We start from the raw sequence: 15,796 nt of genomic DNA, 5'->3' as shown, positions 1-15,796 counted from the left end.
GTAGTGGCATAGCGATGGAACGGCTGAAAAGCCATCGCGATTTCGTCGCGGTGCTCAAACGCCGTCGTAGGGTATCGCGTGAAGACATCGTCGTACATTACGTAATGCATGACGATGTCTTCATATCCGATTCCGCGGCGAAGGGTGATCGACGTATCGGTCTGGCCGTTTCCAAGGCTGTCGGTAACGCGGTGACGCGTAATGCCGTCAAGCGTCGCTTCCGTGTACTTGCGCGAAAGCACGAGTCCTTACTGCCTGAATCCTGCGATATCGTATTGCGCGCGAAGCCAAGCGCGGCACATGCCGATTTTTCGTCTCTGGACCATCAGATGGCGGCTTGTTTCGAGGCGATAAGCCGTAAGGCAGCGCATCAATGACGCGGATGGGGCACAGTGGTGACTGGATGATTCGTGCCATACGTTGGTATCAACGTCACATCTCCGCAAAGACCCCGCCCTGTTGCAGATACTATCCAAGCTGTTCCAACTACGCGATTCAGGCAGTGACGCGTTTTGGCTGCCTGAAGGGTGGTCTTCTTGCCCTGTTGCGCATCCTGCGCTGCAGGCCTTGGAGTCGCGGGGGAATCGACGATGTTCCGCAGCGCTATTCCATTTGCTATAGATTTCCGTGGTCGAAGGCTCATGAAGAGCCTCGGCTCACACCACTGGCCGCAGACGATAAGGAGACGGGCCTGCAATGCTGAATCAAAATCAATTTCTCCTCGATAGCGGTTTCTGGGGCTGGCTGTATAAGCTCCTGACGCCAATCGAGTGGCTCATGACGCAGATCATGGCCATCTTCCATAAGTTCCTGACGCTGCTAGGCATGCATCCGGTCGGTTTTTTCGTGGGTGCTGTCCATTATCTTCCTGGTGATTGTGGTGCATGCGTGCGTATTCCCGCTGTACTACAAGACCATGAAATCGATGCGCAAGATGCAGGAAATCCAGCCGAAGATGGCGCGCATCCAGAACAAGTACAAGGGTAAGAACGACCAGGCCAGCAAAGAGGCCATGCAGCGTGAACTGATGAAGCTGTATCAGGACAACAACGCGAACCCGATGGGCTCGTGCCTGCCGATGCTGATTCAGGGCCCGATATTCATGTGTATGTTCTATACGCTGTCGGCCATCCCATACATCGCCCGCGGCAAGCGCGCCACGTTGGGTGCCTTCGATCAGGCCACCGCACTGCAGTTCACCAAGACCACGGTATTCCATACCAACGTCACCGACAACTTCATGACGGCCAATACCGGCGGCAAGGTCGTCATCGCCATCTTCGTGGCCCTGATGTGCTTCTGCTTGTGGTTCATGCAGTACAACAACATGAAGCGCAACATGCCCCAGAACGGTCCGCAGACCAAGCAGACCGAGATGATGCAGAGGATGATGCTCTGGGTGTTCCCGATCATGTACATCTTCTCGGGTGCCACCATGCCGTTCGCTGTGCTGGTGTACTGGCTTGCCAACAACATTCTGAACCTCTGCCGTTCACTGTGGCAGGTCTACGCCTTCCCGACTCCTGGTTCTCCGGCGGCGGAGGCCAAGACCGTTCGTGATCATGAGCACGAGAACGCTCGCCGTGCCAAGGCCGGTCTTCCGTCCCTCGAAGAAGAGGAGTTGGAGAAGGCCAAGGCCGCGGCCGAGAATAAGACGAAGAACGGATATCAGCGGCAGCAGCCGACCCGTAAGAAGAGAAAGAAGTGAGTAAGGTGTCCCGTGTTTCACGTGAAACACGGGACACGCCCTTTCTTTCAGGGTTATCACTGAAGTGATAAACAGGACTTAGACTTTAGAATAGAACCCCGCTCAAAGGAGTACACAACCATGGCGCAAGATGATGAAAAGACCATCGATCAGCTCAATGAAGAAGCTGATATCGCTGCCGATTATCTTGAAGGATTGCTGGATATCGTCGACTACGAGGGCGATATCGAGATGGGCGTGCGCAATAATCGTCCCACGGTACAGATCGTTGCCGATGATGATACCGATATCAAACATCTGATTGGCCGCAATGGGGAAGTGGTGGATGCCCTGCAGCAGCTCACTCGCCTGGCTGTGCAACAGAAGACCGGTGAGCGTTCCCATCTCATTGTGGACGTCGATGGCTATCTCAAGCACAAGCGTCAGCGTCTGCATGATATCGCATTGGATGCCATCGACGAGGCTCGTGAAACCGGTGAGCCGGTGGATCTCAAGCCGATGAATTCCTTTGAACGTAAGATCGTGCATGATGTGGTTCGCGAGGAAGGATTGAAGTCCCGTTCCCATGGCGAGGAACCGCATCGTTATGTGACGGTGTATCTCAAGTCCGGGTCTGCCGAGACGACTACGGAAGACGATTATTTCGAGGACGACGTCGAGGCCTGAGCTCGTTTCACGTGAAACAGAAGAAACAGAACGCCGCCACTGTGCGGCGTTTTTTTTTGTAGTGCACGTCGATGATGCATTGCAACGGTCCATCCGCGGATATGTTCATTGAGATTCGATCAGTCGGTTGGTCCTGCGGTCTTGAACGGAGTATGACCATGACCGCTCTTCCGCCCGCCATCGCAGATGCCGGGGCTTCGTTTCCTGTGCCTCCATCGGAGAGTGGTTGGGAGGATTGATATCCCTGTAGTTATAGGATAGAGAACATGACTGAAGTGACTGACGAACTTGATGATTCGCCGATTCTGGAAGAGGTGCTGGGGGATGCGCTTGTGAAGTTGCGCATCTTTCATACCAAACTGGCACAGGAGGGGGAGCCCCGCGGACTGATCGGACCACGTGACATCGGTATCATCTGGGAACGGCATATTCTGAACTCGGCGTCCATTGTGCCATTCGTACGCAAATCGACGGCAAAAAGACAGTTTAAGACGGTGGCTGATATCGGCAGTGGAGGCGGATTTCCAGGAATCGTTGCAGCCGCATGTCTGCCGGATCATCGATTCACGCTGGTGGAACCTATGGAACGTCGTATCGAATGGCTCAACGAATGCGTAAGCGACATGGGGCTTGACAACGTCACGGTGGTGCGGGCACGGGCCAACGAGATGATCGAGGCCATACGTGGTCCTAAGGCCAATAGAAGGGGGAGGGGAGGGACGCCTCGCACCACTCCCGTACTTGATTTGGACGGCAATCCGATCACGATAAGACATCCGTTTGCCGTGGTGACATGCCGTGCCGTGGCGCCCATGACCAAACTCTCCGGATGGACATTGCCTTTGCTCGAGACCGGTGGTCGTCTGATCGCATTGAAAGGACGTTCCGCACAAGATGAAATCGATAAGGCTACCAAGGAGATCATCAGGAACGGCGGGATCCATCCCCGAGTGGTCGAGGCTGAGGTGGGACCGGGGCTTGAAGCGACGCATATCCTGATGGTTGACAAGAGATAGGTTATCCACATTTTGGCGAAGTTATCCACTTTGTCCACCAATCTGGGTGACATGAAACGCAGTGAAAAATTTTCCGCTATTTTGCAACGTTTGTCTTGTGGATAACTTGATAGGAACTATATGAGTTATCCACAAGTCATGCACAGTTATCCACATTTGTGCACGATGTAAGGCATGTCCACCCAGATGAAGAAACTTGAACATACTGTAAGTAATCGAGGAGGGCTAGTTCATGACTGGACCTGAAGGACCAGACAACCTGACGTCTATGGAATCCGCAACGGATACCATCAAACGTATTTTCGGAGGGAGCTCCTCCCCATTGGGAGCACAGATCGCCGATGAGTCATCACGATACCGTGCTTTGCAGAAGGTGACGTTCCCCAAGCCCGAACGTACTCGCATGATTGCCGTGGCCAACCAGAAAGGTGGTGTCGGCAAAACGACGACCGCCGTGAACGTTTCCTCTGCGTTGGCACAGTATGGTGCTCGGGTGCTGTTGATTGATATGGATCCCCAGGGGAACGCATCCACCGCTCTTGGTGCGAGGCATGCCTCGGGGGAGCCGTCGGTCTACGACGTGCTTGAAGGCCGTATGAGCATTGCCGACGTCAAGCAGACCTGCCCCGATTTCGAACTACTCGATGTAGTGCCGGCCTCCATTGATTTGAGTGGTGCCGAACTGGAAGTCGCCGATATGGCCGATCGCAACGTTCTGCTCAAACGTGCCGTCGATGAATTCCTGGAATCCAGCGAACATCATTATGACTATGTGATTATAGATTGCCCACCGAGCCTGGGATTGCTGGTTATCAACGCCATGTGTGCGGTTACGGAGATGCTGATTCCGATCCAGGCGGAATATTACGCGTTGGAGGGGCTTGGTCAGCTGATCAATACCATTGGCTTGGTGCAGGAGCATTTCAATCCTGCCCTACTGGTGTCCACCATGCTGGTCACGATGTTCGATAAACGTACGTTGCTCAGCCGCGAGGTACATGAGGAAGTCAAAAAGCATTATCCGACTATCGTGCTTGACACCACCATTCCACGTACGGTGAAGATTTCCGAGGCTCCGAGCTTCAATCAAAGTGTGATCGCCTACGATCCGAGAGGCATGGGCGCGATCTCCTATTGCGAGGCTGCACTGGAAATAGCACGTCGATCCCCAACGGTGTTGCAGGCTATTGATGCGAGAAGAAACGAGAACTGATTATGGCTACGAAGTCACGTTTGGGCAAAGGCCTTGGAGCACTGTTCCCCGCTTTGCCGGGAGAGAATCAGAAGCACGAAGACGTTGTGCAGGAACCTCAAGTGACCGCCGAGAAACCGCAGGATGGCAAGATATCCGTTGCTACCGCACAGGCTTCCGTTGATGCCGTACATGGCATGAAACAGTCCGGCAAGAAGAGTGTTTCACGTGAAACTGCGAAAAAGACTTCCGGCCGACGCAATGCCATGCCATCCATCACGTTGAATGAGACCGCCCATCCCGCGGATATGTTCTTCGGCGGTTCCGGGTTGGGGGTGGAAACGTCCAAGCCGACGGCCGATAAACAGACTGGTGTTTCACGTGAAACCGAGTCCTCCAAGAAGGGCGACGAGGAAACGGAGCTGTTGCCGGTTCAAGGCGGATATCTTGTTGAATTGCGCCTGAGCGACGTTGGCCCGAACCTACATCAGCCGCGTACCATCTTTGATGAGGATGATCTGCGCGAGCTGGCCGATTCCATCAAGGAAGTCGGCGTACTTCAGCCCATCGTCGTGCGTAAGCGTCCAAGCGAGCAAATCGAGGCGGCACGCAAGGAGCAGCGTGAAAAAGCGCAGGAAGGCGCGAATAATGCGTCTGAGGCCCATAATATGTTTGATGGCCGCATGGATAGCATGTATGAGCTCATCATGGGCGAGCGTCGCTGGCGTGCCTCGCAGATCGCGGGTCTGAAGACGATACCGGCAATCGTCAAAACCACTTCGGATGACGATATGCTGCGCGATGCCTTGCTGGAGAACCTGCATCGAGTGGCATTGAATCCACTGGAAGAGGCGGCCGCGTACCAACAGATGATCGACGATTTCGGCCTGACCCAGGCACAGCTTTCCAAGTCCGTTTCAAAATCGCGTCCGCAAATCGCCAATACCTTACGATTGCTGCATCTACCGGCGGTCGTACAGAAAAAAGTCGCTTCGGGACTGCTTTCCGCCGGACATGCCCGCGCGCTGCTGGGATTGCCGACTGAGTCCGATATGGAGCAGTTGGCCACCCGTATCATTTCTGAAGGATTGTCGGTGCGTAGCACTGAGGAAATCGTGTCGATGAAGGTTTCCGAAAGCGATCAGCCAAAGAAACCCAAGGCAAGCAAGCTGAATCCGTGGGCGGGAACTCCGGTGCAGGTAGGTCTTGAGCAGCATTTTGGCACCAAAGTATCGATCAAGGGCTCCAAGAAGCACGGTCGCATCGAAATCGTGTTCAAGTCCGAAGACGACATGAACCGAATCGTCGATCTCCTTATGCAGCAGCATCAGTAGCTTGCTTGCATCGATTATTATTCGTTGTAACGATGCATCTCTCCTGCTCGTATGCCGCATGATCTGATTTATGCGGTTGTGTTGCGCTGACGCTGTATCCGCAGAGGGGAGGCATAACTCTGTTTCTGATACGCTCCGGGCCGCTCAGGCCAAGTCCTTACGGTCTGAAACAGAGTTATGCCTCCCCCTCTGCTCGTAAGTGCATTTGTGTTACGTATATTGCAGGGCTTATGTAAGTACGTGTGTAACATGCCGCCCCCACGGACACACGGCGGAAATCGGAATGCCGGCAAACAACCATTCATGATGGGTAAATGAAGTCCGATATGAGAATCACTGCAGATAGGATTGGGCGTCGAGTGCGGCGCGGCAACCCATTCCGGCGGCGCTGATGGCCTGACGATAGACGCTATCGACGCAGTCGCCCGCGGCGAAGATCCCGGGAACACTGGTTCGGGTACTGGCACCCTCCACCCGGATGTATCCGGCCTCATCACGATCCACCACACCATCGAGGAATGCAGTGGCAGGAGTGTGTCCAATGGCGACAAAAACTCCATTTACAGAAATAACTTCGCTGTAATCAGATTTTAAGTTATGTACTAAAATTGAATTAACGCCGTTATTATCTCCATTAATCTCTTCAACTACAGAATCAAGAATGAAATTGATCTTTGGATTACTCTTGGCTCGTTCGACCATGATCCGCGAAGCGCGGAACGAATCACGGCGGTGGATCAGCGTAACGGAGGAGCCGAAGCGAGACAGGAAGTCAGCCTCTTCGAAGGCGCTGTCCCCGCCGCCGATCACGACGATTGGTTTGTCTCGGAAGAAGAATCCATCGCAGGTGGCGCAGTAGGAAACGCCCTTGCCGGAAAATTCAGTCTCTCCCGGTACTCCGAGTTTGCGATACTGGGAGCCCGTGGCTACGACCACAGCTCGGGTATCGTAGACGTCACCTTGATCGAGAGTTACGGTTTTCGTGCCGGACTCGGCATCAGCGGTAATGGACACGACGTCATCCCAGACGATTTCGGCGCCGAATTTCTCCGCTTGTCGCTGCATATTGTCCATGAGATCAGGGCCAAGAATGCCGTCGGGGAATCCAGGAAAGTTCTCCACTTCGGTGGTGTTGACGAGCTGGCCTCCGGGGGTCAGGGCCCCGGCGACGATCAGGGGTTGGTATCCCGCACGGCCCAAATAGATGGCAGCGGTGTATCCGGCTGGGCCGGATCCGACGATAATCACATCTCGCAAATCATTCATAACCCCACCATACGGGCACTCCTACCAAGCCGCGCCGTATGAGCTCAGGGCGTATTGCCACCCGTTATCGTTTCTCCCGATAACCAGCTATGCGGCATTGGTCCGATAGGGCGAAGGCGACACGATGCCAGCTGTTTCACGTGAAACAGCTGGCATCATATCGTTGGGAGATCAACGAAAATCAATTACTGAAATCGACTTCGCCGAGTTTTTCGATGAGTTTCATGTTCTCACTGTAATCGACAGGGCAGGCGATGATATCGACGCCGGACTGGTTCCTCAACGCCTCGCATAGGGTGGGGTAGAGTTCGTCGGCCGTTTCGATTACATGGCCGCGTGCGCCGAAACTGTGGGCCAGCTCCAACACATCCGGATTGTCGAAATCGACATCCTCGTACGAACCATTGTGAATGTTCATCTTCCACTTGATCAGTCCGTAGGCCTTGTCTACCCACACCAGCACCACCATGCGTGCATCTACGCGAACGGCCGTTTCGATTTCCTGCACATTCATCAGAAAACTGCCATCGCCCATCACGGCCAGTACCGGGCGGCCGGGATGCTCCAGCGAGGCGGCCACGGCACCGGGTAACGTCCATGCCATGGTCGACAACGAATTGTCGATCATGCAGGTATTGGAATAGTAGGTCGGGTACAGACGGGCCATCCACATCTTCAATGCACCGGTGTCGACCAATGTGATATCGTCGTCGGCCATGGCGCGACGGGTGTCGTATACGATGCGTTGCGGCTTCATCGGGAAGGAATCGTCGTTGGCGTATGAACGGAATTCCGAATTCAACAACTCATGAATCAGTGGGTGCGATTCGTCAAAGCGAATGCCCTTCACCTGCAGTCGGGTAATCAGCGCCTCCAGAGTCTGATCGATGTCACCCATGATATTCAATGCGGTTGAATAGTGCGCATCGGTATCTTCAATAAAGGTATTGATATGAATGATGGTCTTATCATCGTTCGGATTAATTTTCTTCGGATCGAACTGCTGAATGGAGAATCCGACAGAGATAATTAAGTCAGCCTCATCAAAAGCAAAATTCTCATAATCATGTTTCATGAAACCGACTACGCCAAGTGCATTCGGAATATGATCCGAAATCACGCCTTTGCCTTCGAATGTGGTGGCCACCGGCACATTCAGCTGTTCAGCCAATGCGAGCAGACGATTCTCGGCGTGTGCCCGGGCCACGCCGTTGCCGGCCAGAATGATCGGATGCTGCGCTTGGCTGATGATGTCGGCCGCACGTGCGATCGTGCCGTCAGTCGGGCGAATATGCATGGTGTCCGGCAACGGCAATGGCTTGATTCCTGCCGGAACGGGCATCTCGGCCACGTCTTCTGGCAGAATCAGACAGGTTGCGCCCGGACGTTTCCGTTGCGCTACGGAGAAGGCCTTGCGGATGATTTCCGGCACCGAACCCGGCGTGGCGATCATACTGGTCCACTGCGTCAGTGGGCGGAACACCGACACCAAGTCGACTATCTGATGGGATTCCTTGTACGAACGGGTCACGTTGCCCTGCGCGCAGATGGCGACCATCGGAATGGTGCTGGCGTTGGCCTGCGCCACCGGCAAGGTGAGATTCAACGCACCCGGTCCGAGCGTGGCCAAGCATACGCCCGGTTTGCCGGTGAGATGGCCCTGTGTCGAGGCCATGAAGCCTGCCCCCTGCTCATGTCGGGTCAATACGAAGCGAATGCGTCCATCGCGCTCCAAAGCCTCCATCAACGGGATATTCTCCTCGCCGGGAATGCCGTAGATGACGCGTACGCCCTCGTTGACCAGGCATTCGACGAACAGGTCGGCCACGTTGCGCACATGTTCATGGCGGGCATGATCCGAAGATTCCGAAGCGTGTTCTGCGATGTTCTCAACAATGTCTTCTTGTTTCACGAGCTCACATACTAACGGGGGTCATGTAACAACCACGATAACGTTTCGTGCCGCCATGCGGAACGAAGGCATATGGAGAGCCCCGCGCCATTCCGTGATGAACGGATGCGCGGGGGCTTGGCGGATGAGGCGATATCCGCGGTGCCTAGAACACCTGGAAGCTGTCGATGTACAACTGGTTGCCCGGCAGACTGTCCATAGGCACCCAGAGCAGAATATCCTGCGTATTCACGGTCTTATCGAACTTCACGTCGGTGGTGCCGCTGGCGTCGAACTCGAACTGCGCCACCTGCTCACCCTGCGTCGGACTCGACGTGGTGTTGACGCGCACATAGCCCTGGCCTCCGGAGGAGCGGATCTTGATGACCAGACGGTAGACGTCATGAGGCTGGCTCAGATGCACGTAGTAGCCATAGCCCTGCTGCCCGTCGGGATTGGACACGAACTGACGATAGTCGATTTCGTAAGGAGTGTTGTTCTCCGGCTGCTTCGGATCCGGTACCTTCTTCGCCTTCTTGTCGCTGGTGATGACCTTGTCTTCCGCCTGCTTCGTGGCCTGCTTCGTGGCGGAAGGGCTGGAGTCGGCGTTTGCGGAGCTGGAGTTATCGGAAGGTTGCGTGGTTTCGTTGCCGAATGGCACATCGTCAAGATTCATTTCCGGCCAGGCGTTTGCGGAATTGCCGGAGGAGCCATTCGTGGCACCGTTTCTGGTGAGTCCGTGGATGGCGAATCCCAAGGCCACCGCCACGACGATGACGGCGATGATGATGGCCACGACCTTGGTTTTGACCTTACCGAACAGCGTGGCGTCCGCCACGTCGGAGGAATCATCTTCGACCGGTGGATTCTTCGGTGCGAAACTTGGCGGTACCGGCGCGTTGCCGGACGCATAGGCTGCGTCAATGGCGGCACGTTCGGCTTCCAGCGCACGTTGGGACTCCTCGCCGGGTTGAATGACTCGACCATCGGCTCCGATGACCGGAATGCGGCCGGTCTTTTCCAACTGGGTTTCCGAATCATCCCCATACGGCATGGAGTCGGCGGTCACCGTGATGGGGAATGAGAATTGCGTTGCGGCATCATCCACTACGCCGTCGATGTCCTCTTCGCTGAGCACGGCCTTGCTGTTGGCCCACAACGTCTTGACGGCGCCACTGGTCGCGGCCATGCCCTTGGCGATGGCCTCTTTGCTGTCGGACAGATCGGTGTGCGGTTCCGGAGCCTCGAAATTCAATTCGGGGATGCTTCCGGAACTGACCAGCTTATCCGGTAGCGCGATGGTATCGCTGTCGAGAATCTGCAGCACCGGAACATTGACGATGGAACATTGCGAATCCGTGGAAGGCAGTGCGATATCGGCTTCCGTCAGCGTCTGTAACGGCTGATAGTGGTCGAGCAGCGCATCCAGTTCGGCGAGCGTAGCCATCGGAATGGTCGGGAATCCGTCTTCCTCCTGCAGCTCAAGGCCACGCTTGCAGATGACGCGGAATTCCATGGGAGCGTCCTTTGCAATCGTCGCCAGATTGAAATCAGTGGCGAGCGTCGAGGGCTTGCGGATCAGCATGGCATACAGCAGTGCGGCGATCTGACGAATCGCAAGCCGCTCCCTGCCATTCACGGATTGGACGCGAGACATGTCGGCGAGCATGACGCTGACCGGAGTATCGGCGATCTGCACGCCGTTGCGGGTCAGACGCACGGTATCGGTGCTGATGGAGAAGTGCGTGAGGTTGTTCTGCTGCAGCACACGCAACGCCTCCAGCACTTCGCCCAGTATGGACCGCATCGCCTCGTAGCTCAACGGCTGCATCGCGGGATTGGACAGATAATCGCTGAGCGAAATGCCGGAATCAAGTTGGGTGATCACCAGGGCGACGTCATCGACATGCTGAAGCTGCAGCACCGGCGTGAAATGCGGGTCACGAGAGATGGCCAGCATGGAGGCGGCCGCATTGACGTCGGACAGCGCCTTCTTGCTGTTGACGATGAAGAGCTGGCAGTCCCGTGCGAGCACGTGGTCGCTGGCCTTCCATACCTGCAGACCCGTTTCTTCGCGAAGCGGCGAGACCAGCACATAACGGTTGCTGACGGTATCTCCCAGCTGAGGTTTCATAGGTTCCTTCGGCTCTGTAATAGGTGTGTTCGTTCGAGTGCTGCCGGTTGCCGGCACTGGAGATATTCTACCGTCCGGGCTGGTCGTGCGCATTCCCGGAATACGGCTTGTCACCATGGAGACGACGGATGTCAGTTCCTCGGATCGCAGCACCCACAGCACAGCCAGATAGACCACGGTGATGATGATGGTCAGCAGGATTGCCGCGAGTACGGCCTGTCCCCAGTTCATGGAACCGTCATCGCTCCCGACATGCGCGCCGACCAGTGTGTAGACGGCGTTGCGGCACAGCAGGCCGACGATCGCCGCGGCGATTTCCGCAAGCGTCGCCTTGGCATAGGCGCGCATGATGTGCGGACCATCGATGTCGCCGTCGAAACGGCTGCGCAACATGCGCATCAGCAGAGGGTAGGGAAGGATGTAACTCACCGTAATGGCCACGCCGACCAGAATGATCCATTGCGTGGGTGGCAGCAGGGCAGATCCGATGATCAGGGCAATCGCCTGAATACCCATGGTGATCGCCATGAAGATGAACGGATGCTTGCCGTCTTCGAAGGCGTAGAACGTGCGTTGGATCACCAGGTACGAACTGGCATAGGGCAGGCCGATGCCCAATGCCAGCAGCGGTGTGCTGATTAGCAGTGCCTCGCGCACGGATACGGAAGGCAGCAGCGCGAGCACGATCGGTAGCGGCAGTACGATGAACGCCGTTGCCAGAAAGCACATGATGAGATTGAGATTACGCAGTGCGGAGCTCAGATCGCTGCGCGCCTCGCCGATGTTGCCGTCGGCGACGGCCTTGGATATCTTCGGGAAGATGGCCGTGGCGATCGAGACCGCAATCAGCGAATACGGCAGCATGTAAATCGTGTAGGCGTTCTGATAGGTTGCGTTACCGGCGACGTCGAGCTGATTCATGCCATAGAGCTGATGGGCGCGGTACGGGGCGCTGGTGGCGATGCGTGTGAGAATCACATTGACGATCTGATCGACGCCGACGATGCCGAGGCTCCAGGCGGCCACCGGTCCCATCGAGCGCAGTCCGATGCCATGAATGCCGAGTTTCGGACGGTACCGCAAACCGATGCGGGTCAACGGAACAAACAGGATCAACGCCTGGAATGCCACCCCGATCGTCCATGTGCCGGCGGTGAGCAGAATCTTGTCGGAGGTCCAGAAGTCGACGGGTTGTTCCGAAGCGCGGCCGAACAACGCGATGAACACGCCGAAGCCGATGCAGCTGATCACATTCGCGCCTACCGAGCTCCACGCGTAGGTGGCGAAATGATCCTTGGCCGCCAGAATCTGTCCGATCACCGTATAGAGACCATAGAAGAAGATCTGTGGCATGCACCACAGCGTGAATGCGTTGGCGAGGGCCATCGTATCCGGCCCGCCGTTCACGTACAGTTTCGTCAGCAACGGCGTGCAGACCGCCATCAGCAACGTCACGCCAAGCAGCATGGTGATGGCCAGCGTGATCAGCTTGTTGAGCTTGGTCTCGGCGTCCTTGTCCTTCAGCGTGCGCACGATCTGCGGTACGAGCACGGCGTTGAAAATGCCTCCGGAAACCAGCGTGTAGATGACTTGCGGAATCATCGATCCGGCTTGGTAGGCGTTCGCGGCATAGCCGGTGGTGCCAAGCGCCCATGCCAGCAAAATGGTACGGATTTGCCCGGTTACGCGGGAAGCCGCGGTACCCGAGGCCATGATCAATGAATTACGGCCAACGGAAGAACTCATTCGTCGGGATCCTTCTTACGGTTGAATTGTCGCCAAAGCCCCAGCGCGGCAAGCAATACGGCGATGCCGATGATCACGAAGCCGCTTTTGTCGCTGATCTGCAGAGCGCTGGTGATATGTGTGGTCTGTACCGAACCGAACACGGTGCCCTGCCTGTCCATCAGCGATAACGTGGCGTCGGCGTTGCCGGAAGTGGCCACACGAATGGTGAACGCGACCTGGGCTTCGCCATGGGCCGGCACCTCCACGGTATCCATGCGCGACGTGACGATTTCCATGGAATTGGTCAACGATGAGACTTTCACCGTCACCGGGTAAGGATGACTGTTGCTGATGGTCACCGGCATTTTCGCTGTTTCGCTTACCACGGTCACGTTTTCCGTCGGAGTGATGGCCACGCCGTCGGTCAGCAGCGAGGCGAGCTGTTGCGCGCCTTTGACCATCGTATTGCTGCCGGTCGAGTCGTTGCCCAAGGCGTGCAGGGCCAGTATGGATTGCGCGCGGACGAGCTGCCTGCGCCAGGCGGCGATGGCTTTGTGGTCATTGAGTTTGTTGTCATCCGTCAGGATGAACGCGTTGAATCTGGCGATGTCGTTGGCGGTATCGGCCAAGGCGTTCAGTGTCTGCTCGATGCTGGAGCGTCCATCGCCGCTCAGACCGTCGCCATCAGGCACCGCCGAGGCCGCGTCGTCACCGGTCAGATGCGCGTCGGTGTCGACCAATGTGTTGAGATCGGTGACGTTCAGCCAGGAGGCCTGTTCGATGACGGACATCAGGGCGTCCACGTCGGTCGGATCGCCGTTGGGGGACAGGCATACCAGAAGATTGCGGTCCGAATATGGCTGTTCCATCTGATAGAACGCGCTTTGCGCGGCGAAACGGGCCAGTCTGCCCGCCGAAGAGCCCTCGCCGTCGGCTTTGGCTTTCGTGCTGGTCGCCTTGCCCTGTGCCAGATCGGTCAACACGTTCTGCGCCGACAGCACCGTGATATCGCCCGCATCGGTGGAGACCACGGTTTTGCCGGTTTCCACGGTGGCGGCATCGCTTTCATCGAAGTCATGGGTGGCGATGACCGTATCGTATCCCTGCTGCCTGGCCTGCGTCAGCGCCTTGGCGGTCCAGTTGCCCGTTCCCTGCCAGGCATAGACATGAGCCTGCGCATTGTCGTCCCCAAGCGCCGAACGGTAGGTGGAGACGGCTTTTTCGGCATTCCAGGAGGATTGTTTCACGCCGGCCTTGTTGTAGAGTTCCGCATTGTCTATGGCCGAGTATGCGGTGATGTCGAACGACGCGGGTTGCATGATGCCGTCCACTCGCGTCGGCATCGTCATGGCCTGCAGATAGGTGGGGTCGGCAATCGTCTGCAGGCCACCATGCTTGGCGATGACCTGTTCCATGGCCTTGGGCTTGGCGTCGTTCTTGCCGAGCGTCACGATTTTCGTCACGGTGCTCGCCTTGAGACCGCCCTTGTCGACCAACTGGTCCATTACGTCGGTATCGGTGGTCCAACTGTCCGATGAGAGCGGCTGCACCACGGTGATGTTCATCGCCGGCGTGGATGGGGTGTCGAGCCCGGTGTTGGAACGGGTTGCGAATGTGTGCACTTCGTCGATCGGCGTGCCATCGGCCTGATAGCTCAGCAGAACAGGCTTCGGCCCCCATGCGTTGATGGCCTGCAGCGATTGCTGCGTGGCATCCGCGTCGATGGAGACGCTTGCCGATGCGCCCACCCGCAGGGCCGGCACCTGGGCCTGCCCGACGGTGTTCGGCGTGGGGATGTGCGCGGTGCCTTCGGACCATTCCTGAATGTCGTTGCGCGACACGAACGTGTAGAAGGCGTTCAACGCCAACGTGAGCGTGCCTTCGGGCAGATCATGGTCGGTGGTGTTGGTCACCGTGGCCTGCACGTGATACCCGGAGGAATCCGTTATCACCGCCGTCGAGGAGTCTATGGTCAGCGTATCCTGCTGATTGTCGTCGGCGAAAGCCGGGTGTGCGGGAGTGCATAACAGCATCAACGCCATGGTCAGCACCATGGCGAGGATTGCCGAGAGCGCGCGTAAGGCACGCGAAACGTTCCGATGTGCGGAGTGGTTCACCATTCAAGCCTGTCTGTTGAGTTTCCTTGCATACAGCCATGCGATCTTCCGTTCGTTCGGATAGCTCAGCACGTCATCCAAATCATTGAAATCCACCCAGATGGCGTCTTCGGCTTCATGGTCGGGATCACCCTCCACCGTCAGTTCGCCGCCGATCTGACGCAGTGCGAAATGGTGCACGAGCTTATGTACGCGCTGGCTGGTGCCCGTGAACCAATAGTCGATGGTGGCGATGGAATCGACCACTTCACCCAGAATCCCGGTTTCCTCATGCACTTCGCGTACCGCAGTCTGCTGCGGGGTCTCGCCCTTTTCGATATGTCCCTTCGGCAGGCACCATTCCAAATGTCCGCTGCGCGAATGCCTGGCGATGATGGCCACACGTCCGCGGTCGTCAAAGACCAGCCCTCCTGCGGAATATTCGCGCACCACCGGAAGCTCCTGCGCGTCCAGCGAGGCGAAGGTGGTCGGTCCGTCGCCGGTGCGCCGCTGCGGCATCATCGCCGGGGTGGGCGTGCTGGGCGTGATGATGGTCTGCTGTTCCAAGGAAACGGACTGTGAGGTGTAGAGCAATTTGTCCGGTTCCATCGGGTTTTGGGTATGCTCGTCCGCAGCATGGGCAAGCATGCGTGCAAGGTCTGCGGGCGTAATCATGGTTTCAACCATACTCACCCAATATTGAAAACAGAAACTCGACACCTTATTCCTAGGGGCAGTGTTGCGAAACCTACGCAAGCCGTTGCA

Annotated in this window: 11 protein-coding genes and 1 pseudogene; 7 read left to right on the top strand and 5 right to left on the bottom strand. The window is 56.7% G+C overall.

The window, feature by feature from the left end:
* Window positions 1–14: 14 nt before the first annotated feature.
* The 7 genes and pseudogenes from rnpA to BMOU_RS06465 all read left to right on the top strand — a co-directional run bounded on the left by rnpA (window position 15) and on the right by BMOU_RS06465 (window position 5,916).
* Complete coding sequence (gene rnpA, locus BMOU_RS06490; RefSeq protein WP_034876010.1) at window positions 15–377, top strand: ribonuclease P protein component; 363 nt, start codon at window positions 15–17, stop codon at window positions 375–377.
* 26 nt (window positions 378–403) lie between these two features.
* Complete coding sequence (gene yidD / locus BMOU_RS11015; RefSeq protein ID WP_081738541.1) at window positions 404–703, top strand: membrane protein insertion efficiency factor YidD; 300 nt, start codon at window positions 404–406, stop codon at window positions 701–703.
* Window positions 697–1,708 (top strand): annotated as a pseudogene (gene yidC / locus BMOU_RS06485) (membrane protein insertase YidC). Before yidD ends, yidC begins: the two are co-directional and overlap by 7 nt.
* Before the next feature lie 120 nt (window positions 1,709–1,828).
* A complete protein-coding gene (locus BMOU_RS06480; RefSeq protein WP_034876007.1) occupies window positions 1,829–2,374 on the top strand; it encodes a Jag family protein in 546 nt (181 codons plus the stop codon).
* Window positions 2,375–2,640: 266 nt separating this feature from the next.
* The gene (locus tag BMOU_RS06475; protein ID WP_034876004.1) at window positions 2,641–3,390 is read left to right on the top strand and encodes a 16S rRNA (guanine(527)-N(7))-methyltransferase RsmG; all 750 of its coding nucleotides are present in this window, start codon (window positions 2,641–2,643) and stop codon (window positions 3,388–3,390) included.
* A gap of 268 nt (window positions 3,391–3,658) precedes the next feature.
* Window positions 3,659–4,603: a ParA family protein gene (locus BMOU_RS06470; protein WP_034876001.1), complete on the top strand. Its 945-nt coding sequence runs from the start codon at window positions 3,659–3,661 to the stop codon at window positions 4,601–4,603.
* Window positions 4,604–4,605: 2 nt separating this feature from the next.
* Window positions 4,606–5,916 (top strand): ParB/RepB/Spo0J family partition protein, encoded by a 1,311-nt coding sequence (locus BMOU_RS06465; protein WP_034875998.1) that lies wholly within the window; start codon window positions 4,606–4,608, stop codon window positions 5,914–5,916.
* Between the two features lie 333 nt (window positions 5,917–6,249).
* Here the strand turns inward: BMOU_RS06465 and trxB are convergent, their stop codons facing one another.
* The 5 genes from trxB to BMOU_RS06440 all read right to left on the bottom strand — a co-directional run bounded on the left by trxB (window position 6,250) and on the right by BMOU_RS06440 (window position 15,706).
* Window positions 6,250–7,182 (bottom strand): thioredoxin-disulfide reductase, encoded by a 933-nt coding sequence (gene trxB / locus BMOU_RS06460; protein WP_034875993.1) that lies wholly within the window; start codon window positions 7,180–7,182, stop codon window positions 6,250–6,252.
* A 181-nt stretch (window positions 7,183–7,363) separates the two neighbouring features.
* Window positions 7,364–9,067 carry an acetolactate synthase large subunit gene (locus BMOU_RS06455; RefSeq protein WP_171002108.1) on the bottom strand — a complete coding sequence of 568 codons (1,704 nt, stop codon included), beginning with the start codon at window positions 9,065–9,067 and terminating at the stop codon, window positions 7,364–7,366.
* Between the two features lie 172 nt (window positions 9,068–9,239).
* Window positions 9,240–12,953 (bottom strand): murein biosynthesis integral membrane protein MurJ, encoded by a 3,714-nt coding sequence (locus tag BMOU_RS06450; RefSeq protein ID WP_034875988.1) that lies wholly within the window; start codon window positions 12,951–12,953, stop codon window positions 9,240–9,242.
* Complete coding sequence (locus BMOU_RS06445; RefSeq protein WP_034875985.1) at window positions 12,950–15,055, bottom strand: DUF6049 family protein; 2,106 nt, start codon at window positions 15,053–15,055, stop codon at window positions 12,950–12,952. Before BMOU_RS06445 ends, BMOU_RS06450 begins: the two co-directional genes overlap by 4 nt.
* Entirely contained in the window at window positions 15,056–15,706 is a 651-nt protein-coding gene (locus tag BMOU_RS06440; RefSeq protein WP_235143738.1) for an NUDIX hydrolase, read from the bottom strand.
* Window positions 15,707–15,796: the final 90 nt, after the last annotated feature.

The organism is Bifidobacterium moukalabense DSM 27321 (assembly GCF_000522505.1).
GTDB classification, from domain to species: domain Bacteria; phylum Actinomycetota; class Actinomycetes; order Actinomycetales; family Bifidobacteriaceae; genus Bifidobacterium; species Bifidobacterium moukalabense.
Note: the sequence above shows the minus strand (reverse complement) of the source record. Positions and strands in the feature narration are given on the sequence as shown.

Bases quoted from the DNA above. Each gene is read 5' to 3' on its own strand.
- rnpA (WP_034876010.1), top strand. From the start codon at position 15: ATGGAACGGCTGAAAAGCCATCGCGATTTCGTCGCGGTGCTCAAACGC.
- yidD (WP_081738541.1), top strand. From the start codon at position 404: ATGATTCGTGCCATACGTTGGTATCAACGTCACATCTCCGCAAAGACC.
- BMOU_RS06480 (WP_034876007.1), top strand. From the start codon at position 1,829: ATGGCGCAAGATGATGAAAAGACCATCGATCAGCTCAATGAAGAAGCT.
- BMOU_RS06475 (WP_034876004.1), top strand. From the start codon at position 2,641: ATGACTGAAGTGACTGACGAACTTGATGATTCGCCGATTCTGGAAGAG.
- BMOU_RS06470 (WP_034876001.1), top strand. From the start codon at position 3,659: ATGGAATCCGCAACGGATACCATCAAACGTATTTTCGGAGGGAGCTCC.
- BMOU_RS06465 (WP_034875998.1), top strand. From the start codon at position 4,606: ATGGCTACGAAGTCACGTTTGGGCAAAGGCCTTGGAGCACTGTTCCCC.
- trxB (WP_034875993.1), bottom strand. From the start codon at position 7,182: ATGAATGATTTGCGAGATGTGATTATCGTCGGATCCGGCCCAGCCGGA.
- BMOU_RS06450 (WP_034875988.1), bottom strand. From the start codon at position 12,953: ATGAGTTCTTCCGTTGGCCGTAATTCATTGATCATGGCCTCGGGTACC.
- BMOU_RS06445 (WP_034875985.1), bottom strand. From the start codon at position 15,055: ATGGTGAACCACTCCGCACATCGGAACGTTTCGCGTGCCTTACGCGCG.
- BMOU_RS06440 (WP_235143738.1), bottom strand. From the start codon at position 15,706: ATGATTACGCCCGCAGACCTTGCACGCATGCTTGCCCATGCTGCGGAC.